Source organism: Bradyrhizobium nivariense (assembly GCF_029846695.2).
GTDB lineage: Bacteria > Pseudomonadota > Alphaproteobacteria > Rhizobiales > Xanthobacteraceae > Bradyrhizobium.
The window spans coordinates 90,634-113,402 of the sequence record NZ_JARWCR020000020.1 but is presented as its reverse complement, the minus strand read 5'-3'; the positions used below and the strand labels follow the sequence as shown (position 1 = coordinate 113,402).

15 protein-coding genes, 1 tRNA gene and 1 pseudogene are annotated in these 22,769 nt (G+C 65.1%); 15 read left to right on the top strand and 2 right to left on the bottom strand.

What is annotated here, in order from left to right:
* Positions 1-10: 10 nt before the first annotated feature.
* Entirely contained in the window at positions 11-1,045 is a 1,035-nt protein-coding gene (locus tag QCM77_RS18755; RefSeq protein ID WP_279664634.1) for a cysteine synthase A, read from the bottom strand.
* A 731-nt stretch (positions 1,046-1,776) separates the two neighbouring features.
* On the opposite strand from QCM77_RS18755, the gene QCM77_RS18750 reads away from it, so the two are divergent.
* The 9 genes and pseudogenes from QCM77_RS18750 (at position 1,777) to QCM77_RS18710 (ending at position 13,902) form a co-directional block, all read left to right on the top strand.
* Complete coding sequence (locus QCM77_RS18750; protein ID WP_279664633.1) at positions 1,777-3,261, top strand: efflux transporter outer membrane subunit; 1,485 nt, start codon at positions 1,777-1,779, stop codon at positions 3,259-3,261.
* Entirely contained in the window at positions 3,251-4,684 is a 1,434-nt protein-coding gene (locus QCM77_RS18745) for an efflux RND transporter periplasmic adaptor subunit (RefSeq protein ID WP_279684499.1), read from the top strand. The genes QCM77_RS18750 and QCM77_RS18745 overlap by 11 nt, the downstream gene beginning before the upstream one ends.
* A 36-nt stretch (positions 4,685-4,720) precedes the next feature.
* Complete coding sequence (locus QCM77_RS18740; RefSeq protein ID WP_279684497.1) at positions 4,721-7,870, top strand: efflux RND transporter permease subunit; 3,150 nt, start codon at positions 4,721-4,723, stop codon at positions 7,868-7,870.
* Positions 7,870-10,977: an efflux RND transporter permease subunit gene (locus tag QCM77_RS18735; protein WP_279684495.1), complete on the top strand. Its 3,108-nt coding sequence runs from the start codon at positions 7,870-7,872 to the stop codon at positions 10,975-10,977. Before QCM77_RS18740 ends, QCM77_RS18735 begins: the two co-directional genes overlap by 1 nt.
* Before the next feature lie 41 nt (positions 10,978-11,018).
* Positions 11,019-11,756, top strand: coding sequence for a tRNA-uridine aminocarboxypropyltransferase (locus QCM77_RS18730; RefSeq protein ID WP_279684493.1), 738 nt, complete (start codon positions 11,019-11,021; stop codon positions 11,754-11,756).
* A 198-nt stretch (positions 11,757-11,954) separates the two neighbouring features.
* Positions 11,955-12,671: an ABC transporter permease gene (locus tag QCM77_RS18725; protein WP_347882386.1), complete on the top strand. Its 717-nt coding sequence runs from the start codon at positions 11,955-11,957 to the stop codon at positions 12,669-12,671.
* A gap of 163 nt (positions 12,672-12,834) precedes the next feature.
* Positions 12,835-13,431: pseudogene (locus tag QCM77_RS18720) on the top strand (ABC transporter ATP-binding protein); the annotation flags it as partial.
* A 57-nt stretch (positions 13,432-13,488) separates the two neighbouring features.
* Positions 13,489-13,562 (top strand) — tRNA-Cys (locus QCM77_RS18715).
* Between the two features lie 193 nt (positions 13,563-13,755).
* Positions 13,756-13,902 carry a hypothetical protein gene (locus QCM77_RS18710; RefSeq protein WP_279664625.1) on the top strand — a complete coding sequence of 49 codons (147 nt, stop codon included), beginning with the start codon at positions 13,756-13,758 and terminating at the stop codon, positions 13,900-13,902.
* Between the two features lie 90 nt (positions 13,903-13,992).
* On the opposite strand, the gene QCM77_RS18705 is transcribed toward QCM77_RS18710, so the two are convergent.
* Positions 13,993-14,187 carry a hypothetical protein gene (locus tag QCM77_RS18705; RefSeq protein WP_279664623.1) on the bottom strand — a complete coding sequence of 65 codons (195 nt, stop codon included), beginning with the start codon at positions 14,185-14,187 and terminating at the stop codon, positions 13,993-13,995.
* Between the two features lie 257 nt (positions 14,188-14,444).
* On the opposite strand from QCM77_RS18705, the gene QCM77_RS18700 reads away from it, so the two are divergent.
* The 6 genes from QCM77_RS18700 (at position 14,445) to QCM77_RS18675 (ending at position 22,124) form a co-directional block, all read left to right on the top strand.
* Positions 14,445-14,708, top strand: coding sequence for a hypothetical protein (locus QCM77_RS18700; RefSeq protein ID WP_279684492.1), 264 nt, complete (start codon positions 14,445-14,447; stop codon positions 14,706-14,708).
* Between the two features lie 431 nt (positions 14,709-15,139).
* Positions 15,140-16,057 (top strand): ABC transporter substrate-binding protein, encoded by a 918-nt coding sequence (locus QCM77_RS18695; RefSeq protein ID WP_279684490.1) that lies wholly within the window; start codon positions 15,140-15,142, stop codon positions 16,055-16,057.
* Entirely contained in the window at positions 16,057-17,694 is a 1,638-nt protein-coding gene (locus QCM77_RS18690) for an amino acid ABC transporter permease/ATP-binding protein (protein WP_279664617.1), read from the top strand. The genes QCM77_RS18695 and QCM77_RS18690 overlap by 1 nt, the downstream gene beginning before the upstream one ends.
* A gap of 91 nt (positions 17,695-17,785) precedes the next feature.
* Complete coding sequence (locus tag QCM77_RS18685; protein ID WP_279664615.1) at positions 17,786-19,027, top strand: acetamidase/formamidase family protein; 1,242 nt, start codon at positions 17,786-17,788, stop codon at positions 19,025-19,027.
* Between the two features lie 304 nt (positions 19,028-19,331).
* On the top strand, positions 19,332-21,665 hold the full coding sequence (locus QCM77_RS18680; RefSeq protein WP_279664734.1) for an acetamidase/formamidase family protein: 2,334 nt from the start codon (positions 19,332-19,334) through the stop codon (positions 21,663-21,665).
* Positions 21,666-21,740: 75 nt separating this feature from the next.
* Positions 21,741-22,124 carry a RidA family protein gene (locus QCM77_RS18675; RefSeq protein ID WP_279664613.1) on the top strand — a complete coding sequence of 128 codons (384 nt, stop codon included), beginning with the start codon at positions 21,741-21,743 and terminating at the stop codon, positions 22,122-22,124.
* Positions 22,125-22,769: the final 645 nt, after the last annotated feature.

Here is a 22,769-nt window from a genome sequence, read left to right as displayed (position 1 = left end):
TCAGAACGTTTCAGACGAACGGCAGCTTGATGTTGCTGCGCTTCTCAAGCCATTCCGGCACCGGAAGGTTCTTGGCGCGCATGAAGTCCGCGTTGAACAGCTTCGACTGGTAACGGCTGCCGGAATCGCAGAGCACGGTGACGATCGTCTTGCCGGGCCCGAGCTGTTTTGCGAGACGCATCGCGCCGACCACGTTGATGCCGGTCGAGCCGCCGAGGCACAGGCCTTCGTGCTGGAGTAGTTCGTAGATAACCGTGACCGCTTCGGCATCAGGAATGAGATAGGCGTCATCGACCTTCGCGCTCTCGACGATTGCGGTCGCCCGGTTGAGGCCGATGCCCTCGGTGATCGAGCCGCCCGGCGTCGCCTTGGCATCGCCCGTTCTGAAGTATTCATACATGCCGGCGCCATGCGGATCGGCGCAGGCGATCCTGACGTCCTTGTTCTTCTCTTTCAGATAGCGGCTGATGCCGGCCAGCGTGCCGCCGCTGCCGACCGAGCAGACGAAACCGTCGACCTTGCCGCCGGTCTGCTCCCAGATCTCGGGACCCGTGGACTCGTAATGCGCTTTCGCATTGTCGAGGTTGTTCCACTGGTCGGCGAACAGCACGCCGTTCGGCTCGGTCTTGCGCAGTTCGTCGGCGAGACGGCGGCCGATATGCTGGTAATTGTTCGGATTGGCATAGGGCAGTGCAGGCGATTCCAAGAGCTCGGCGCCGCACAGCTTCAGAAAATCCTTCTTCTCCTGGCTCTGCGTCTCAGGGATCACGATCAGCGTGCGGTAGCCGCGGGCGCTCGCGACGACCGCAAGGCCGATGCCGGTATTGCCGGCGGTCGCTTCCACCACGAGGCCGCCGGGCTTGAGCTCGCCGCGCTTCTCGGCCTCCAGGATCATCCATTTGCCGGCGCGGTCCTTCACCGACTGGCCCGGATTCATGAACTCGGCCTTGCCCAGGATGGTGCAGCCGGTCAATTCCGAGGCGCGCTTGAGCTTGATCAGCGGGGTGTTGCCGATGGCTTCGACAACGTCGTCTTTGATGGTCATGTCAGGGGAAATCACTGGCAAAGGGGTTGATCAGGTTGGCCAGAACCTAGTGCTTGGGAAGCCAAAGGGGAAGGCTTTTGCGCTGCGGCGAAGCGGACCGAAATGTCCGCTGAAGCAGTGATTTTGAGAGGAGAGGGCACCATGGCAGTGCTGGGCCGCGCGACGGGGTATCGGTAGATGGATATGACCGGCCTCTGCCGGAACATGGAAGATAACGGTCGTCGTCAGCACCCCTCACGTTCATTTCTCGCCTTAGACGGGACGCGTCGATGTCGACGAGCGTGGATAGCGTGCGGAAGGCGGCAGACATATCTGCACGAGCAATGCCTATTCGTTTTCGACGATCGACGAGCGCGTGAGATCGACTTGGCCAGGACTGGGTTGAAGCCGCATCGCGAGCGGTGGCATTGGATTGAAGGGGGCGGCGTCGGTGTGGCCGCAATATCACATGAAATCTTGGTAAGCTTGAACGCACGCTGGAATGGCTATGTAATCCAAGAAACTCCTGCAGGACAGCAGCCTTTTGCATTTTCATAGTTTTACGATCGTCGGGCTTTGGCGGTCATTTCGCACCTGCGGGACTGTCCCGCTGTTCCGCGCCCGGCTAGTATGGGCGTCAGATTGCGCAGAAAGCATCACCTTGTGAACGAGTTGTCCAAAGCCCCCCGACTGCCCGGCCGCGAATCGGCTAATCCGACTGCGCGGTGGCGGCTCGATCTGCCCGGCGGGGGGTGCATGTGACACAGGATGTTCCTGCGGCCGCCGCGCGGCGGTCTCCAGGCGCCACGTCCCGGACGCGTCGTGCGGCGCGCTGGCTTGCGGTCACTTGCCTCGCCGCGGGCTCAGGCGCTTGCGTGCTGACGCAGGATCTTCCGGATCCCGCGCTCGACGTTCCTACGCAGTACAAATACGCCGGCAAGGCCGATGCGCCGCCCGCGCTGGATTGGTGGCGCAGCTTCCGCTCGGCGGAGCTGACGCAACTGATGGAGGAGGCGCACACCGTCAACCTCGACATCGCCGCCGCCGTCTCGCGCATCGTCGAGGCCGACGCCCAGGCGCGGCAGGCGGGCGCGGCGCTGCTGCCGAGCTTGTCCGGCACTGGGCAGGAGGCTTATTCGCGCACCTCTGGCTCCTCCGCCTCGGGGCTCACCAATGGCGGCCGTGAGGTCGTCAACTACCAGGCTTCGCTCAGCGCGAGCTACCAGCTCGACTTCTGGGGCCAGAACCGCGATGCGCTGCAAACGGCGGAAGAAACGGCGAATGCCAATCGCTTCGATCGCGACGTCGTTGCGCTGACGACGCTCGCCGGCGTCGCCAACGCCTATTTCCAGGTGCTGGCCTCGCAGGACCGGCTACGCACCGCCCAGAATAACATCGCCAGCGCGCAGCGCATCCTTGATGCCATTCGCGAGCGCCGCAAGGCCGGCACCGGGACCGACCTCGATGTCGCCCAGCAAGAGAGCGTGGTCGCCAACCAGAAGGCGCTGGTGCCGCCGCTGCGCCAGACGCTCGACCAGAACATCAACGCGCTCGCCGTGCTGGTGTCGCGGCCGCCGGAGAGCGTACGCGTGCTCGGCGGCTCCCTGAACAAGATCGCGATCCCGCGCGTGACGCCGGGCCTGCCGTCGGAGATTTTGACGCAGCGGCCCGACATCCGCCGGCAGGAGGCGCAGCTTGCCTCGGCGACCGCGAATATAGGCAACGCCCGCGCGCAGTTCTTTCCGACCATCCAGCTGACCGGCAATGGTGGCTATCAGAGCTCGGCGCTGGTGTCGCTGTTCCAGCCGCATGCTGCGTTCTTCCAGCTCGTCGGCAGCGCGACGCAACCGATCTTCGACGGTGGCAAGATCCTCGGCAATTTCGAATTCGCGAAGGCGCGGCAAGATGAATTGCTCCAGACCTACCGCAAGACCATCGTCCAGTCCTTTGCCGACGTCGACAATGCGCTGTACTCGATCAAGCAAACCACGATCAAGCTGCAATTGCAGCGCGATGTCGTTACCTCCTCGAAGCGCGCGTTCGATCTTGCCGAGCAGCAATTGCGCGCCGGCACCGCCGACATCGTGACCGTGCTGAACGTCCAGCAGACACTATTTCAGGCGGAAGACGCGCTGTGGCAGGCCCAACTCGCACGGCTTCTTGCCATCGTCAGCCTGTATCAGGCGCTCGGCGGCGGCTGGGAGCCGCGAATGGAGAAACCGGTCAATGCTCTTTAAGCCGGATACGAAGCAAGGCGCGAAGGAGGGAACGGCGAAGAAGTCGCGCGGGCGCGGCTTCATCATGATCTTGATCACGCTGGCGATCCTCGGCGGCCTCGGCTATCTCGGCTGGACCGTCTGGCATCAGCAGCCGCAGCAGGCGAACGGTCGCAATCAGCGCCCCGATTTGCCGGTGCCGGTGCTGGCGGCAACCCCGCGCGTCCAGGATGTGCCGGTCTATCTCGACGGCGTCGGCGCGATCCGCGCGCTCAACACCGTGACCGTGCGCTCGCAGGTCGACGGCAAGCTGATTGCGGTGAATTTCACCGAAGGCCAGGACGTCAAGAAGGGCGACGTGGTCGGCGAGATCGATCCCGCGCTGTACCAGGCGACGTATGACCAGGCCGTCGCCAAGAAGGCGCAGGACCAGGCCCAGCTCGCCAACCAGCGCATCGACCTGACGCGCTACGAGCAGCTCGCGGCGTCCAATGCCGGCTCCAAGCAGCAGGCCGACACCCAGCGCGCCGCGGTCGCGCAGACCGAGGCGCTGGTGAAGGCCGACCAGGCCGCGATCGACAACGCGGCGGCGACGCTGAGCTACACCAAGATCGTGGCGCCGCTTTCGGGCCGCGCCGGCCTGCGCCAGGTCGACCAGGGCAACATCATCCACGCCGCCGACACGATCGGTCTCGTGGTGATCACGCAATTGCAGCCGATCGCGGTGTGGTTCAGCCTGCCGCAGCAGCAGATCATGCGCGTCAATGCGGCTGCCGCCAAGGGTGCTCTTGCGGTCGACGTGTTCGGCAATGACGGCGTCACCGTGATCGATACCGGCAAGCTGACCGGCATCGACAACCAGGTCGACCAGACCACCGGCACGCTCAAGCTCAAGGCGGAATTCCCCAACGCCAATTACCAGCTCTGGCCGGGCCAGTTCGTCAATGTCCGCCTCAAGGTCGAGACGCTGATGCAGGCGTTGGTGGTGCCGACATCGGCGGTGCAGCGCGGACCGATCGGCACCTTCAGCTATGTGATCGGCGAGGACAATGTCGTCTCGGCCAAGCCGGTGACGGTGACCCAGCAGAACGAGCACGACGCCGTCATCGCCAGCGGCCTGTCGGCGACAGACAAGGTCGTCACCACGGGCTTTGCCAATCTGTCCGACGGCTCCAAGGTGGTCGTCGGCCGCGACGACCAGACCCCGTCGGCCGATCTCGCGCCACGCAAGCGCTCGCGCGGGCCGGACGGTCAGAAGAAGGATGGTGCAAAAGACGGCCAGAAGGACGGACAAGGCAAGGACGGCGAGCACCGCGCGAAGCAAAGCAGCAGCGAAGGCGACCAGAAGGGCCAGACCGGGCCGGCACCGGGGCCTCCGCCAAGTCCTCCGCCAAGTCCTCCGCCAAGTCCTGGGGCAGCGGGAAGTGGAGCCAAGCAGCCATGATCCCGACAACAGCCGCCTGAGCGGCAGGCGTATCCCATGGGCGTCTCCGAACCCTTCATCCGACGGCCGATCGCGACCTCGCTGCTCGGCATCGCGCTTCTGATCGGCGGACTGCTGGGCTATTTCGCGCTGCCGGTCTCTGCGCTGCCGCAGGTCGATTTCCCGACCGTGCAGGTGACGACGCAGCTTCCGGGCGCGAGCCCCGACGTGATCGCCTCGCTGATCACCGCGCCGCTGGAGCGGCAGCTCGGCCAGATCCCGTCGCTGTCGGCGATGAACTCGACGAGCTCGTTCGGCGTCAGCCAGATCTCGCTCCAGTTCGATCTCAACCGCGACATCGACGGCGCGACCCAGGACGTGCAGGCCGCCATCAACGCGGCGGCCGGCGTTTTGCCAAAAACCCTGCCTTATCCGCCGACCTACGCCAAGGTGAACCCCGCCGACGCGCCGGTGATGACTTTGGCGCTGCGCTCCGACACGATCTCGTTGCGGGCGATGAGCGACATCGCCGACACGCTTCTGGCGCAGCGGCTGAGCCAGATTTCGGGCGTCGGTCGCGTCTCGGTCCTGGGCGGGTTGAAGCCGGCGGTTCGTATCCAGGCGGATCTGGCGCGGTTAGCTGCCTATGGCATCGCCATGGAGGACCTGCGCACCGCGATCGCCAATGCCAACGTCTCGGGGCCGAAAGGCTCGCTCGACGGCGCGCAGCAATCCTACATCATCGCCGCCAACGACCAGATCGCCGCCGCCGACGCCTACAAGCCTGTTATCATCGCCTACCGCAACGGCTCGCCCGTCACCATCGCCGACGTCGCGCAGATCGTCGATGGCCTCGAGAACGACCGCACCGGCGGCTGGTATCAGGGCTCGCCGGCCGTGATCATCGACATCCAGCGTCAACCCGGCGCCAACGTGATCGACGTCGTCAGCCAGATCCGCGCGGAAATCCCAAAGGTCCAGCGCGCTATCCCGGCCGGCGTGAACCTCACCATCGTCTCCGACCGCACCGTCACCATCCGTGCCTCGGTCCATGACGTGCAGTTCACGCTGATCCTCAGCGTCGTGCTGGTGACGCTGGTCGTGCTGCTGTTCCTGCGGTCGTTGCGGGCAACCCTGATCGCGGGCGTGGCGCTGCCGCTGTCGCTGATCACCAGCTTCGGCATCATGTATTTCGCAGGCTTCAGCCTCGACAATCTGTCGCTGATGGCGCTCACCATCGGCACCGGCTTCGTCGTCGACGACGCCATCGTGATGATCGAGAACATCGTCCGCCACATGGAGAACGGCGACAGCGCGATGGAGGCTTCGCTGAAGGGCGCCAGCGAAATCGGCTTCACCGTGATCTCGCTGACGGTCTCGCTGATCGCGGTGTTCATCCCGCTGCTGTTCATGTCGGGCCTCGTCGGCCGCATGTTCCGCGAATTCGCGCTGACGCTGACGATCGCGGTCGTGACCTCGGCCGTGGTCTCGCTGACGCTGACGCCGATGATGTGCTCGCGCCTGCTGCGCCATGCGCATGAGGAACTGGCGGTACCGGGACTGGCTGCGATCAGCCGCTTCATCGACCGAACCGTCGAGGCCTATCACCGGACGCTTCTGTGGGTGCTGGAACGCCAGCGCGCCACGCTGGTCGTGACCTTCGCCACACTGGTTGCGACCCTCGTGCTTTACGTTGTTGCCCCCAAGGGCTTCCTGCCGCTGCAGGACACCGCCTCGATCACGGCGGTGACGGAAGCCGGGCCCGATGTGTCGTTCGCGGAGATGCAGAAGCGGCAGGGCGAGGCCGCCGACGCCATCAAGGTTGACCCTGACGTGACCGGCGTGGTCTCGGTCATCGGCGCCGGCTCGGTCAACCCCACCACCAATGTCGGGCGTCTTGTCATGACGCTGAAACCTCGTGGCGAGCGGCGCGACGATGTCAGCGTGGTTATCACCCGACTGAAGGAGAGGGTGTCGGGCATCCCCGGCATGACCGTCTATTTCCAGCCGGTCCAGGACGTCCAGATATCGACCCAGTCGAGCCGCTCGCAATACCAGTACACGCTGACCGGCACCGACGCTGCGCTGGTGTCGGAATGGGCGCGCAAGCTGGTCGCCGAGATGCGGCGCGATCCGCTGTTCCGCGACGTCTCCTCGGAGGCGCAAGAAGGCGGATTGCGGGCGCAGCTCACGGTCGACCGCACCCGCGCCGGGCAGCTCGGCGTCAGCCTGCAGGGCATCACCGACACGCTCAACGACGCCTTCGCGCAGCGCCAGATATCGACCATCTACGGCCAGGCCAACCAGTACCGCGTGGTGCTGGAGGCGCTGCCGATGTACCAGCGCGATCCCGCGATCCTGTCGAAGCTTTACCTGCCGGGCGGGGCGAGCGCGACGGTCGGCGCGCCTAACGCGCAAGTGCCGCTGTCGGCCGTGGCGGCATTGACCCGGACCACCGCACCGCTTGCGATCTCGCACCAGGCGCAATTCCCGGCGGTCTCGCTCAGCTTCAACCTCGCGGCGGGCGCGGCGCTCGGCGATGCCGTCGAGGCCGTGAAGACGATCGAGACCCGGATCGAGATGCCCAACAGCATCGTCGGCGTCTATGCCGGCGACGCCGCTGAATTCGCCAAGGCGCTCGCGGGACAACCCTGGCTGCTGCTGGCCGCGGTGATCACGATCTATATCGTGCTCGGCGTGCTCTATGAGAGCTACATCCACCCGATCACGATCCTCTCGACACTGCCCTCGGCCGGCGTCGGCGCGATCCTGGCGCTGATGCTGTGCGGGCAGGACCTCTCGGTCATCGGCCTGATCGGCATCATCCTGCTGATGGGCATCGTCAAGAAGAACGCAATCATGATGATCGACTTCGCGCTCGAGGCCGAGCGCCGGCAGGGGATGTCGCCGAATGAGGCGATCGTGCAGGCCTGTCTCCTGCGCTTCCGCCCCATCATGATGACGACGCTGGCCGCGCTGTTCGGCGCGCTGCCGCTGGCGATCGAGAGCGGCACCGGCGCCGAGCTGCGCTTCCCGCTCGGCATCTCCATCATCGGCGGATTGCTGCTGAGCCAGCTCCTGACGCTCTACACCACGCCCGTGATCTACCTGGCGCTCGACCGCATCAACCGCCGCCTCGAGCAGGCGCTGCCGCCGGCGGAGTCCGGCGGGCCGCCTGTCGCGGGCGCGACCGAGGGGATGCAGTGATGGCATCGATCTCGGAGCCCTTCATCCGCCGCCCGGTCGCGACCACGCTGCTGTCGATCGGGTTGTTCCTGCTGGGTGTCGTCGCCTACGAGTTCCTTCCCGTCGCCTCGGTCCCGAACGTCGACTTCCCCGCCATCTTCGTCTCGGCCAGCCGTCCGGGCGCCGACCCCTCCGTGATGGCCGCGACGGTTGCCTCGCCGCTGGAGCGGCGGCTCGGCGAGATCGCGGGCATCAACCAGATCACCTCGACGTCGTCGCTCGGCACGACCAACATCCAGCTCCAGTTCGACATCGGCCGCAACATCGACAAGGCCGCCCGCGACGTGCAGGCGGCGATCAATGCGTCGCTGGTCGATCTGCCCAGCGATTTGCCGACGCTGCCGCGCTTCCGCAAGGCCAACACGGCCGGCGCCCCCGTGTTCGTGCTGGCCCTGACCTCGAAGACGCTGTCGGCGAGCGCGATCTACGACGTCGCCGACACGGTTTTGGCGCAGCGCATCTCGCAGGTGCCGGGCGTCGGCGACGTCACGGTTTCCGGCGCCGATCAGCCGGCGGTGCGGGTGCAGCTCAACCCCGTCGCGCTGTCGAATGCCGGCATCGCCACCGACGACGTGCGGACCGCGATCATCAACGCCAACCCGCTCGGTCCGGTCGGCATCTTCAACGGCGAGCGCCAGAGCGAGACGCTGTCGCTCAACAAGCAGATGCGGACGGCGAAAGAATTCCGCGACATCGTCATCAAAAGCTCGAACGGCAATTTCGTCCGGCTCTCCGACGTCGCCGACATCGAGGACTCCGTCCGTAACGCCCGCTCCATCGCCTGGTTCAACAAGCAGCCGGCGGTGCTGATCCAGATCACCAAGCAGGGCGATGCCAACGTCATCGACACCGTCGACCGGGTGAAGGCGCTGATCCCCGAGCTGAAGCAATGGATTCCGGCCGGCGTCGATATTTCCACTTTGGTCGACCGCACCAGCACGATCCGCGCCAGCGTGCTCGACATGCAGTGGACCTTGCTCGCGACAGCCATTCTGGTGATGGTCGTCGTGTTCGTGTTCCTGCGACGGCTCACGCCGACGATCGCGGCCGGCATCTCCGTGCCGCTGGCGCTGGCCGGAACCTGCGCCGGCATGTGGGTCGCGGGCTTCTCGATCGACAATCTGTCGCTGATGGCGCTGGCGATCTCCGTCGGCTTCGTGGTCGACGATGCCATCGTCATGATCGAGAACATGTACCGCAATCTCGAGCAGGGCATGCGCCCGCTCCAGGCGGCGTTGGACGGGGCCCGGCAGATCGGCTTCACCGTGGTGTCGATCAGCCTGTCGCTGATCGCGGCCTTCACGCCGCTGATCTTCATGGACGGCATCGTCGGCCGGCTGCTGCGCGAGTTCTCGCTGACACTGACCTTCGCGATCCTGGTCTCGACACTGGTGTCGCTCACGGTGACGCCGATGATCTGCGCGCATTACATCCGGCAGACTACGTCCGGGACGGCGACCCTGTTCGACCGGATCATCGAAGGCTCGCTGTCGCGCATCGTCGCTTTCTACACCCGCACCTTGCGTACCGTGCTGGAATATCCGCTGCTGACCTTGCTGGTGTTCTTCGCCACCATTGCGCTTACGGTGACGCTCTACATCAAGATCCCCAAGGGCTATTTCCCGACCGACGATTCCGGCTTCGTCATCGGCGCGACCCGCGCCTCGGCCGACATCTCGTTCCAGTCGATGCTGAGCCTGCAGCAGCGGCTCGCCGATATCGTGATGCAGGATCCGGCCGTGGCCGGCATCGGCTCGACGGTCGGCAGCGGGGGCGGCGGGCCGGGCGCTGCGACCTCGAACCGCGGCACCATGTTCATCAGCCTGAAGCCACCGGAGGAGCGCGATCACGTCTCGACGCAGGTTGTGATCGACCGTCTCAGGCGCGCCCTGTTTCCCGTGCCTGGCATCCGTCTCTTCATGTTCGCCGCCCAGGACGTGCGCGCCGGCGGACGGCAGAGCGATTCCGACTATCAGTACACGCTGACCAGCACCGACCTCGGCCTATTGCAGAAGTGGGCGCCGATCGTGGCCAAGCGCATGGAGAGCGTCGAGGGCATCACCGACATCTCCAGCGACCGCGATCCCGGCGGCCTTCAACTGACCTTGTCCATCGACCGCCAGAAGGCCTCGGCGCTCGGCGTCCGCGTCCAGGACATCGACAACGCTTTGAACAACGCGTTCTCGCAGCGGCAGATCGGGATCATCTACACCCAGCGCAACCAGTACATGACCGTGCTGGAGATCGACCCGAAATTCCAGGTCGACCCGTCCAATCTCGATCGCATCTATGTCGCCGGCGCGGGCGACGCGCAGGTGCCGCTGTCCGCCGTGGTGCATGCGACGCGGGGGCTCGCCGCGCTCGCGGTCTATCATTCGCAGTCGTTCCCATCGACCACGGTGTCGTTCAACCTGTTGCCGGACGCACCGCTCCAGGCCGCAACGCAGAGCATCCAGCGCGCGGTCGAGGAGCTGCACATGCCGGAAGGCATCCGCGGCAGTTTTGACGGCAATGCCGGCGATTTCGCCAAGACCAGCGGTCGCCAGCCGCTCCTGATCCTCGGCGCGCTGGTGGCGATGTATATCGTGCTCGGCGTGCTCTATGAGAGCCTCGCCCATCCGCTGACGATTATCTCGACGCTGCCCTCGGCGGGGCTCGGCGCTCTTCTTGCGCTTCAGATCACGAATACGCCGCTGACGGTGATCGCCTTCGTCGGCATCATCCTGTTGATCGGCATCGTCAAGAAGAACGGCATCATGATGGTGGATTTCGCGCTCGATGCCGAGCGCCAGCGCGGCCTGTCTTCGGCGGAGGCGATCTTCGAGGCCTGCCAGGCGCGCTTCCGCCCGATCCTGATGACGACCATGGCGGCATTGTTCGCCGGCATTCCGCTGGTGGTCGCGACCGGGCCCGGCACGGAGCTCCGCCGCCCGCTCGGCATCACCATCATCGGCGGGCTGTTCGTCTCGCAGATCCTGACGCTCTACACCACGCCGGTGATCTACCTGCTGATCGACCGGCTGCGCCGGCGCTCCGAGCCGCGCCCGCTGGCCGCGCCGGCTGAATAGGCGGGTTGTTGAACCGCCGTGCAAAGCGTATAGCGGCAACCATGTCGAACCCCACCGCCGCCGCGCCGGCCGATCCGATCCCCGAATGCCCGCACTGCCAGAAGCCGATGCCGCTGTGCATCTGCGACAGCGTCACGCCGATCGAAAAGAGCCGGCTTGGGCTCCTGATCCTGCAGCATCCGCAGGAGCAGGACAGGGCGCTCGGCACCGCACGGTTGCTTGCGAAGCATTTCGCCGGAGCCACGGTGCGGGTCGGCCTGTCCTGGCCGAGCCTGTCCAAGGCGCTGGGGCAGCCGATCGAGAACGCCTCTCACTGGGCCGTGCTCTATCTTGGATCGGCACGCGCCGCCGATCTCGACGCCGAGGGCGAGATATTGGCGCTGAACCGCAAGGGCGAGATCGCCGAGAATCAGCGTGCGATCCTGGGCAAGCTCGAAGGCGTGGTGCTGCTCGACGGCACCTGGAGCCAGGCCAAGGCACTGTGGTGGCGCAACCCCTGGATGCTGAAATGCCAGCGCGTCATCCTGAACCCGGCCGCCCCCTCGCGCTACGGGCGCCTGCGCAAGGAGCCGCGGAAAGACGGGCTCTCGACCATCGAGGCCGCCGCGGCGATCTTGGCCAGTCTTGAGAAGCGTCCCGACATCGCCGAGACGCTGAATGCGAGCTTTGAGCGGATGCTGGCGCGCTATCGCGAAGTGCAGGCGGAGATGCCGGAATTGGCGCCAAAACCGGTGGTCAAGGACCGTCGGCGCGGTGTCCGGCGCGGCAAGCGAGCCTGACTTCGGCCCAGATCATCCGTACGGTTGATTGCCCCGCGCGGAGCGGGCGGATAGAGACGATCGGCCAACAGGCCGCGATCTGCTATCCTGTCGCGCCATCGGAACGCCGGAATCGGAAGGGGCCGTCGAATTCAGCTTGCAGCGAAGGAGGTCCTTGCCCAGGCGGCGCGGTTCGATCGTTGGGGCACGCTCGCCCTGATGGACATTTCGCTGCGCTACCGGCGTACCGTGATCGGCCCGCTCTGGATCACGCTGACACTCGCGGCGACGATTGCGAGCGTCGGCACGGTTTATGCGGCACTGTTCAAGCAGGACATCACGAGCTTTCTGCCGTCCTTCGCCGTCGGCCTGATCGTCTGGACCCTGATCGCGACGACGCTTCAGGAAGGTTCCAACATCTTCGTGGCGTCAGGCCATTTGATCAAGGCGGTGCCGGCGCCGCTGATCGTGCATGTGCTCCAGATGATCGCGCGCAACGTCCTCATCTTCGCGCATCATCTGGTGATCGTGGTCCTGCTCTATCTCGTGATGCCGTGGCCGCTGCATGGAAGCATGCTGCTCGCGGTGCCCGGCTTTGCGATCCTGCTTATCGTGCTGCTCGGCGGCTCGGTTACGCTCGGCATGCTCTGCGCGCGGTTTCGTGACATCGGCTCGGCGATCGTCAGCGGCCTGCAATTCGTCTTCTTCCTGACGCCGATCATCTGGACCGAGGACACCGTGCGCGGCACCGCGTTCCAATGGTTGATCCGCGCCAACCCGTTCGCGACGCTGCTCGATCTCGTGCGCAGGCCGCTGCTGTCGCAGCCGACCGATCCGGAGCAATGGCTGCTCGGACTGGTCTATGCGACCGTCGTGGCCGTCATCGCCCTCGGTTGCTACGCAAAATATCGCCACCGCCTGGCGTATTGGCTGTGAAGCGCGCATGAGCACCGCCGCTCACATCGTCCTGCGCAACGTCTCGGTGAGATTTCCGGTGCTGTCGTTCCGCGACCGCTCGCTGCGCAGCCGGTTCGTCAGCGCCGTGACGCTGCGGCGGAAGACAGCGGTCCTCCACATCGTCTCCGCGTTGAACGACGTCAGCCTCGACATCCGTGCCGGCGACCGCGTCGCCATCATCGGCGCCAATGGCGCCGGCAAGACCACGTTGCTGCGGGTGCTCGCCGGCATCTACCATCCGACCGCGGGCAGCGTGGGCGTGCTCGGCCGCTGCCTGCCGCTGTTCGATCTCTCGGCCGGCTTCGACGAGGAAGCGACCGGCTACGAGAACATCATGCGGCGCGGTCTCGTGATCGGCGCGCGGCGCTCCGAGATCGACGCCCGGCGCGCGGACATCGCGGAATTCACCGAGCTCGGCGATCGGCTCGACATGCCGCTGCGCACCTATTCCAGCGGCATGATGCTGCGCCTGATCTTTGCGGTCGCAACCGCCGTCGAGGGCGAGATCGTGCTGCTCGACGAATGGATCGGCGTCGGCGACCAGCAATTCCGCAAGAAGGCGCGGCAGCGGCTCGACGAGATCGTCGCGCGCGCCGGCATTTTGGTCCTCGCCTCGCACGACGTCGATCTGATCAAGAGCACCTGCAACCGTGCGATCCTGCTGGAGGAGGGACGGATCGCGGCGGCCGGCACGATCGACGAGATTCTCGGGAGATACCTCGGCGGCGCGAAGGCCTAGCCGCCCGGTCGGGGTTGCCTAAACCCTTGATCCCCTATATTGCTCCGCCCTCGTTGGGGCCACGTGGCGGAGTGGTTACGCGCCGGTCTGCAAAACCGTTTACTCGGGTTCGAGTCCCGACGTGGCCTCCATCACAAGTTCCTGATATCTCAGCAAATATTCGATTGCGAAGCGGGTGCCATCGGGCGCGCGTAGGCGATGCCGGCTGGCAGCGCACACCGGGTTTGCCCGGGGCTTGGCGGAAACCCGCGGTTCAGCCGGCTGGCATAGTCTTCGCATCTGCGAAGTGATGCATTCCCCGAGCGATCGAGCGCTGGAGAGCACGTGAGCGAAATCGTCCGATTTGTCCCGAAATCCGAGTTGGAGCGGGCTCGCCTCATTCGCGAGGCCCGTGCGATCTATGACAGCATCTTTCCGTCGGCCGTACCCGACCGGGCGCGGCAGGACGGCGAGGAGCGCGTCGAGACCTGATCGCGGCCGCGCCGGGTTTTCGGCACGGGGCCTATAATTTAGCAAAACGCCCGCAGAGCGCGGGCGCATCAGCTCACGGTGAAACTGGCCTCAGCAGGCCGCGTACCAGCCGTCCGGAAACGGCAGCAGGGGCCAGGCGCCCTCATTGTCATTGGCGGCCTTGGGCTTCGCGTAGTACGTCCACGAGCGGGGCACGAAATCCTCCTCCGGCGCGAACGCCAGATCTTCATGGACCATGGCGTCTTGGACGGCATCCAGCAGCAAGTTGAATTCGGCTTCGCTCATCACACCCTCCGGACCGCGGATGGCGCAATGTCGCAAAGTCGGTTTGTTTCCCGATTGAGCCGATCGTTCGCATTTTAACGATCCGCCAATCGGGTCCCGATTGGTTAGCGATTCATGAAAATCCCCTTGGGGACCTTAGGTTCCTGCCAGACGCCCTCGGTGTGAAGAAGATCACATCTTCCGCTGTTTATTTCTCCTACCCCTTTGCACGCCGGCCAGTGCAGGCCGGGCGGGCAGGGCAGAACGGGAGACTGGTCATGAAGGCGAGGTTCTTGCGGTTTGCGGCTGTGAAAAGCCGGGCGCGTCGCGCCTCGACGGTGGGGCTGTTCCTGACGCTGTTTGCCTCCGCCGCCCATGCACAGCAGGGAACGCCCGAGCAGCGCCGGGCCTGTACCCCCGACGTCTACCGCCTCTGCGCCAGCGAAATCCCCAACGTTCGCGCCATCACAGCGTGCCTGCGCCGTAACAGGCTAAGCTTGAGTGAGGCTTGCCGCACCGTGTTCGATCAGGCCGGCGGCTGACATACCGGGCCTGTGGGTTTGTGCGCAGCAAGTGGCTCGCGCGGGCTCGCGAATCCGGCATAGTCGGCCTGTGGATATACTGTGGGTATGCTGCGGACAGGCTGTGGACGGCGGTGATGTGCTTCGGATGTCGCCCGTAGATGCGTCCTTCTATTGTCATATCTCTGTCAAATGACCTTATCGAATGATTCCCTGATCGTGCGGATCACTGCGTCGCGCAAGATCATTTGGTTCTCCCGAATTCGGAATTGCGTGCCGCGAACATCCCTCACGCACGAACAGTTTTTGTGCAGCCGCGTGCCCAAATGACGGGCTCCCTCCGTCCAATTTTTTGTACGCCCGCGGACAAGCTTTCCGGTCCGCTCTCCTCCTAGGCTCGCTTCCGAGATCTGGAACATGGCCATTGCCATGACAATTCGAAGGAGCTGGCGATGAAGAGACCGGTATTGCCCCAGGCGCGGGGGATCGCGCGTGCGACGCGGCCTTGGCGCAAGGCCGCGCTCGGCGCCGCGGTCGCCTTCGGCATGCTGGCAGCCGCGCCCCTGAGCGCGCAGGCTGCGGCGCCCGCGGCCTGCGCCGCGCTTCAGGACAAATATCCGGACTGGAAGGGCAAGACCCTCGTCAACGCCATCAACCCGCACACGCCGGGCTATGAGACGATCGACCCGAAGGACCCCAGCAAATATATCGGCTTCGACATCGATCTCGGCGAAGCCATCGGCGAATGCCTCGGCTTCAAGCTGACCTACAAGCCGGTGACGTTCGCGGCACTCCTGACCACGCTCGCCGCTGGCCAGGCCGACATCGTGATTTCCGACATCTACGCCACCAAGGAGCGCGCCAAGGCCGCCGACTTCATCACCTATTCGAAAGTGTTCGACGGCGTGCTGGTCGCCAAGGGCAATCCGAAGGGCATCAACGGCATCAACATGTCGATGTGCGGCGCCGCTGCCGCCGAAAACACCGGCTATGTCGAGGTGCCCCTGATCCAGGCGCTGATGCCCGAGTGCAAGAAGGCCGGCAAGGCCGAGCCGACCGTCCAGCTCTACGACAACAACGCCAACTGCATCCAGGCGATCCTTGCCGGTCGAGCCGACACCTATGTCAACGACGTCAACACCGTCGACAGCGCGGTCAAGGCCTATCCGGACAAGCTGGAGAAGGCGACCGCGGTGACGATCCCGTATTCCGTCGGCATCGCCGTGCCCAAGGACAAGCCGAAATTCCGCGACGCCGTGCTCGCCGCGCTGATCGAGGTGCAGAAGGCCGGCACGCATATGGAGCTTCTGAAGAAGCATGGGCTCGACGTGAACAACTTCAAGGAGCCTGACATTCTGACGGCCGATTGATGTCGCTGTTCCTCCATTACCTGAGCATGCCGTATCTGCTCGAGGGCATCGAGCTCACCCTCGAGGTGACTGCCCTCGGGCTCGGCGGCGGATTGATCCTTGGATTGATCCTCGCCGGCATGCAGCTCTCCCGCTTCTGGCTGCTGGCGGCGATCGCCAGGGCCTACACCGTGATCTTCCGCGGCACGCCGCTGATCCTGCAAATGGTGTTCGCCTACGACGCGTTGCCGCATATCGGCATCAAACTGCCGGCGGTGCTGGCCGCCGGCCTTGCGCTGGCCTGCAACGAGGCGCCGTTCATCGCCGAGATGCTGCGTGCTGGAGTGCTCGGCGTCGATCGCGGGCAGGTGACGGCCGGCCAGGCGCTCGGCATGACGCCCCGGGTCCTGATGTGGCGGGTGATCGCGCCGCAGGCGATCCGCACCATGATCCCGGCCTTCGGCAACGAGGCCGTGAGTGCGCTGAAGAATTCGTCGCTCGCCTCCGTGGTCGCGGTCCAGGAGCTGACCCTGCGCTCGACCCAGCTTGCGTCCTCGACCTTCGACTTCTTCTCGATTTTCTTCGCCTCGGGCTTGCTGTACCTGGTGCTGACCTTTGCCATCAGCATCATCCAGCTTTTCGTCGAATGGTTGCTCGATCTCGACCGAGCCAAGGATCGTAAGAAGGGCCGCGAGCGCAAGCTCGCCGACTATCTGCCCTGGCGCCGGGTCGATCTTGCCACCAAGCTCGAGCTTGCCGAGGCGACCGCTGTTGATCCCGAGCCGGTAGAGGCGGAGCAGCTTGCCGAGACGCCGCCGCTGGCCTTGACCCGCGAGGAGCGCACCCGGCGCGCGGCGACGATCGCGCGCAACAACATCGCGGTTGAGGCCAAGGATCTCACCAAGAGCTACGGTGCGCAAAAAGTGCTCGGCGGCCTCGATCTCACCGTGCGCGTCGGCGAGGTCGTCGCGCTGCTCGGGCCCAGCGGCTCCGGCAAGAGCACGCTGCTCCGCTGCCTCAATCATCTCGAAAGCTGGGACGGAGGCACGGTGCGCGTCGGCGGCCGCCGCCTCGGCTTTGACGACGACGGCAAGCTGCTGCCGCCACGCGCGATCGCCAATGAGCGGGCAAGCGTGGGCGTCGGCATGGTGTTCCAGCAGTTCAATTTGTTCGCCCATCTCTCGGCGAAGGAAAACATCGCGGGGCCCTTGCGCTGGGTGCACGGCATGACCCGCATCGATGCCGATCGCCGCGCCACAGAGCTGCTCGACCGGGTCGGGCTGTCGCACCGCGCCGACGCGCTGCCGCGGCATCTCTCCGGCGGCCAGCAGCAGCGCGTCGCCATCGCGCGGGCCCTTGCACCGAACCCCAGCGTGCTGCTGCTGGACGAGCCGACCTCGGCGCTCGATCCCGAGCTCGTCAGCGAGGTGCTGGAGGTAATCCGGCGGCTCGCCATCGACGACGGGCTCACCATGATCATCTCGACGCACCAGATCCGCTTCGCCGACGAGGTCGCCGACCGTGTCGCGTTCCTGAGCGGCGGCACGATCATCGAGGAAGGGCCGGCGCATGAGGTTCTCTGCAACCCGCGCAATCCGCTGACCGCGCGTTTCCTCAGCGTGATGGAAGCCGACAAAGTTCCGGAGGCGGTGCGATGAGCCTGCCGTCCAGCGTCGCAACCGCGTTCCCCGAAGAGGCCAAGTCTGAAGAGACCAAGTCTGAAGAGACCACGTCAGAAGAGACCACGTCATGAAGCATTTCACACTGCCGGTTTCGCCGAGAACCGTCCACTGGGGCTATTTCTCCAAGGAGGTCGCGCCGGCCCTGACGCTGCGCTCGGGCGATCGCGCCACCATCGAGACGCTGACCCATCACGCCAATGACGATTACGAGCGCATGATCCAGGGCGATCCCGGCGCCGAGAGCGTGTTCCAGTGGACGCGGGAGCACAAGGCAGTCGCGCGCCGAGGCTCGGGCCCGACGGAAGGCCCGTTCATCCGCGGCGCAGGCGAGGGGATCGGCGTGCATCTCCTCACCGGACCGGTTGCAATCGAAGGCGCCGAGCCCGGCGATATCCTCGAAGTGCGCATTCTCGACGTCCGGCCACGGCCGAGCTGCAGCGCGTGCCATGCCGGGCGCTGCTTCGGCTCCAACGTCGCCGCCAACTGGGGCTTCCACTATCACGATCTGATCGAGGAGCCGAAGCCGCGCGAGGTCGTCACCATCTTCGAGCTCGACACCTCCGGCGAGCCCTTCGCCAAGGCGGTCTACAACTACGTCTGGACGCCGCAGACCGACCCTGACGGCATCGTGCATCCGACCATCGATTATCCCGGCGTGCGCGTCGATCACGCCACCATCAAGAAGCGCGAGAACATCCTCGCAGGCGTCAAGGTGCCGGCACGGCTGCATTTCGGCACCATGGGGCTCGCACCGTCGGAAGCCGATTTCGTCAGCTCGATCCCGCCGAGCTATACCGGCGGCAACATCGACGACTGGCGCATCGGCAAGGGCGCGCGGATGTTCTATCCGGTCGCGGTCCCCGGCGCGTATTTCTCGGTCGGCGATCCCCACGCCGCGCAAGGCGACAGCGAGCTTGGCGGCACCGCGATCGAGACCTCGCTGACCGGCGATTTCGAGTTCATCCTGCACAAGAAGGCCGATCTCGCCGGCACCAGCCTCGAAGGCCTCGATCATCCGATGCTGGAGACCGATCAGGCGTGGTCGTTCTACGGCTTCACCTATCCGAACTATCTCGCGGCGCTCGGCGCCGACGCGCAAACCGAGATTGCCAATCACTCGAGCCTCGACCGTGCGATGCGCGATGCGTTCAGAAAACTCCGGCGATTTCTGATGACCGTGCACGGCCTCAGCGAAGACGAGGCGATCTCGCTGCTGTCGGTCGGCGCCGATTTTGGCGTCACCCAGGTGGTCGACGCCAATTGGGGCGTCCACGGCACGATCCGCAAGAACATCTTCCGGTGCGACTAATGGGCGTTGAGATGAGGGAGGTTCGCTGCGGTCCATCCTTCGAGACGCCCGCCTTGGCGGGCTCCTCAGGATGAGGTCTTGGGGAGTGGCGAAATCTTAGACCCTCATGGTGAGGAGCGCCGCCTTACGGCGCGTCTCGAACCATGAAGGCCGAGCACTTTTAGGCATTATGCGTTGATTCCCAGCCTGTTTTCGGGATGAGCACGTGACCAGCGAACCTCATCTGCGCTCCGTCGCTGCGACGGACGACCGCGCGCGTCTGGCACAGAGGTTGCTTCGATCCACTGCAATCTGGGTGGATCCGATGAGCTTCCGTCCCTTCACGAGCGAGTCCTACGCGCAAGACGACCGCCCGGAAGCCTGGCGGGACGTGCTGGCCGTGGTCGGCCTGCAGCCGGCGACCGGCCATTCCTTCCTCGACGGGCACGCAACGGCGTCGCATCGCCACGCCGCGGGCGTCGCGCTGACGCGCATGGCAGCCGGCGCCCAGACCATCGGTCCGCTCTCGCAAGCCAATGAAGACCTGCCGATTGCGCTGATGCCGGTCGAAGACGGCATGGTGCTCAAGAGCGCCGGCGGCCATCGCATCGTTCCGGTCGGCCATCTCGTGCTGCTGCCGCGGAGCGGGGACTGGAGCATCGTGTTCCAGCGTGACATGCGCGCCATCGTGCTGTCGGTGACGTCGGAGGCGCTGCACGGCCGGCTCTCGGGCAGGCCGCGGCTCGGCGAACCCCGGGTCGTTCCGGCCAGCGGCTTTGCCGACGTCTTCGCGCGCTTGATGGACGCGACCGCGCGCACGCTCGATACGCTGGGCGATGCCGAATGGAATGCGGTCGCGCAGTCGCTGGTCGATCTCCTGCTGACACTCGCTCATCAACTGGCGGCTTCGACGTCCGACGCCGGATCGAGCGCGACGCAGTCAGCACTCCTGCACCGGATCTGCCAGACCATCGAACGCCGCCTCGACGATCCCGAACTGGTGCCGGCGCGCGTCGCGCAGGCCGAAGGAATTTCCGAGCGCTATCTGCAAAAGCTGTTCGAGACTGTCGGCGACAACTTTACTCACTACGTTCGCGAGCGGCGGCTCCAGCGCGCATGGGCCGATCTGTCCAATCCGTCCGAGGCGCACCGCTCGATCTCGGAAATCGCCTACGCCTATGGTTTTGGCGATTCCGCGCATTTCAGCCGCGCCTTCCGCCATCGCTTCGGACTGCCGCCGCGCGAGTTTCGCCAGCAGGAGGCGGAGCGGGCGACGACGCAGCATGGGATAACCGGTCAGCGCGGCTGGCCGCAGGATGCGCTGGCGCAGCTTCGCGTGCACCAGGCGAGTGCGGAGGCGCGCAGCAATCTTGCCCGGACCGACATCGATCAGCCGAGAACGGCCGAACGCAAGCATCATCATCTTCCGATCGAAGCCAACCGTGTTCATTGGGGCTATTTCAGCCGCTCGTTACAGCCGCAGCTCGAGATCACCTCGGGCGATACCATCACCATCGAAACGCTGACGCAGCACGCCTCCGACGATCCCGAGTTGATGATCGCGGGCGATGCCGCCGCCGAAAACGTATTCGGCTGGACCAAGGCGAGGAAGAACGTAGATCGCCGCGGCGCGGGTCCGATGGATGCCAGCGTATTCGGTCGCGGCGCCGGGGAAGGCTTTGGCGTGCACATCTGCACGGGGCCCGTGGCGGTGAAGGACGCCCAGCCCGGCGACGTGCTGGAAGTGCGGATCCTCGACATCGTACCGCGCGCAAGTCGTCATCCGAAACATTCAGGGCGCGTGTTCGGCTCCTCGGTCGCGGCCTGGTGGGGCTATCATTACGACGAATTCCTTTCAGGGCCGAAGCCGCGCGAGGTCGTGACGATCTACGAGATCTTCGACGACACCGATGCGCCGCACGCCCGCGCGCTGTATTCCTACCGCTGGGAGCCGCAGACCGACCCGTTTGGCGTCGTGCATTCCACTTACGATTATCCCGGCGTTCCCGTCGCGCCCGGCAGTGTGAAACGCCGCCACGCCGTGCTCGACGGCATCCGCATTCCCTTGCGCCCGCATTTCGGCGTGATCGCGGTGGCGCCGCGCGAGGTCGATTTCATCGACTCCGTGCCGCCATCCTATTTCGGCGGCAATCTCGACAATTGGCGCTTGGGGAAGGGGGCGTCCGTCTATCTTCCGGTCTCCGTCCCCGGCGCATTGCTCTCGGTCGGCGATCCCCATGCCACGCAGGGCGATGGCGAATTGAGCGGCACCGCGATTGAATGCTCAATGACCGGAACGTTCGAGGTGATCCTGCACAAGAAGGCCGACCTTGCTGGCCAGCCCTTCGCCGATCTCAGCTATCCCCTGATCGAGACCGCGACCGACTGGGTGCTGACCGGCTTCAGCCATCCCAACTACCTCGCCGAGTTCGGCGCGCAGGGCCAGAGCGAGGTCTACGCAAAGTCCTCGCTCGACCTCGCCATGAAAGATGCGTTCCGCAAGATGCGGCGCTTCCTGATGAACGTGAAGGGTCTCAGCGAGGACGAGGCGATCGCGCTGATGTCGGCCGCCGTCGATTTCGGCGTCACGCAGGTGGTCGACGGCAACTGGGGCGTGCACGCGATCATCAGCAAGCGCCTGTTCCAAGCCTTCCCTTAGACAAGCCTTGCCTTAGACAAGCCTTCCCCTAGACAGGCCTTCCCTTAAAAGACGCGCCGCAACGAGGAAACCCCAGTGAAATTCCACATGATCAGCGGAGGACCGACGCCGGTCGCGCCCTTCAGCCACGCTGTCGAGACCGACGGTTTTGTCTTCGTCACCGGCCAGATGCCGGACACGCCGCAAACGCCGGGCGTCTTACCCGACGGCATCGTCGCGCAGACCCGCGCGGTGATGGAGAATTTGAAGGTGGTGCTTGCCGGCCTCGATATCGGCCTGGAACACGTCGTGATGGCGCGGATCTACCTCACGCGCTTCAAGGAAGACTACACCGCGATGAATGAGACTTACCGCGCGTTCTTTGCGCCCGGCCGTCTGCCGGCCCGCACCTGCGTCGGTGTCACGGGCTTAGCCTATGACGCGCTGATCGAGATCGACCTGGTGTGCCGGCGACCATGAGGCGATGTTACAATCCCTTGCGTTCCCGACGGGCAAAACACACAAATAGCGGGTCAATCCGCCCAAGCGAAAATATTCCACTTTACCGAAATTCGGCTTTGGCGTAGTCATGCGCCACCTCATCCCTGTCAGAGGGGCGTATCGCGATCGTCACGAAACGCGGGCCGGACGGCGGCGGACGCTGGGCCACACCGGCGCGAACGGCTTCGCAGGGCGGGCAACCGTGAGCGAAGGCGTCGCGCACACGACCGGTGCTATCAGCGTACGGCAAAATCGTGTGGTCCTGGCGCCCGGGGTCTGTGCGCCAAGTCTTGTGGTGATGTGGGCTGCCCGACCGGGCTCGCGCATCAGCCATCCGCAAGGCGACGGGGGCAATAGTGCATCGCTCCCCGGGGAGAACACGGCATAAGCCGTCAAACCCCTGCGCAGGGAAGGCCGTGTGTTGGGCTTCACCTGTATGCCGCTGTGCAGCCTCTTGTAGCGCAACCTTCGCACAGTGGACCGCGGGTGCCAGCCGGCACCCGGTCTTCCCTGCGCCCTGACATCTGGGGGCGGCGCCAAAAAAGCAAAGCTCGGGCGAGACTCGTCGCGAGGATGCGGAGGTGCGTCTGCGCGTTGAGATTCGAGTTGTGAAGAAAGCTGTTG

Coding starts and splice junctions, on each gene's coding strand:
- QCM77_RS18745 (WP_279684499.1), top strand. CDS start 3,251: ATGCTCTTTAAGCCGGATACGAAGCAAGGCGCGAAGGAGGGAACGGCG.
- QCM77_RS18685 (WP_279664615.1), top strand. CDS start 17,786: ATGAAGCATTTCACACTGCCGGTTTCGCCGAGAACCGTCCACTGGGGC.
- QCM77_RS18755 (WP_279664634.1), bottom strand. CDS start 1,045: ATGACCATCAAAGACGACGTTGTCGAAGCCATCGGCAACACCCCGCTG.
- QCM77_RS18705 (WP_279664623.1), bottom strand. CDS start 14,187: ATGAGCGAAGCCGAATTCAACTTGCTGCTGGATGCCGTCCAAGACGCC.
- QCM77_RS18700 (WP_279684492.1), top strand. CDS start 14,445: ATGAAGGCGAGGTTCTTGCGGTTTGCGGCTGTGAAAAGCCGGGCGCGT.
- QCM77_RS18695 (WP_279684490.1), top strand. CDS start 15,140: ATGAAGAGACCGGTATTGCCCCAGGCGCGGGGGATCGCGCGTGCGACG.
- QCM77_RS18735 (WP_279684495.1), top strand. CDS start 7,870: ATGGCATCGATCTCGGAGCCCTTCATCCGCCGCCCGGTCGCGACCACG.
- QCM77_RS18725 (WP_347882386.1), top strand. CDS start 11,955: ATGGACATTTCGCTGCGCTACCGGCGTACCGTGATCGGCCCGCTCTGG.
- QCM77_RS18730 (WP_279684493.1), top strand. CDS start 11,019: ATGTCGAACCCCACCGCCGCCGCGCCGGCCGATCCGATCCCCGAATGC.
- QCM77_RS18740 (WP_279684497.1), top strand. CDS start 4,721: ATGGGCGTCTCCGAACCCTTCATCCGACGGCCGATCGCGACCTCGCTG.
- QCM77_RS18680 (WP_279664734.1), top strand. CDS start 19,332: ATGAGCTTCCGTCCCTTCACGAGCGAGTCCTACGCGCAAGACGACCGC.
- QCM77_RS18690 (WP_279664617.1), top strand. CDS start 16,057: ATGTCGCTGTTCCTCCATTACCTGAGCATGCCGTATCTGCTCGAGGGC.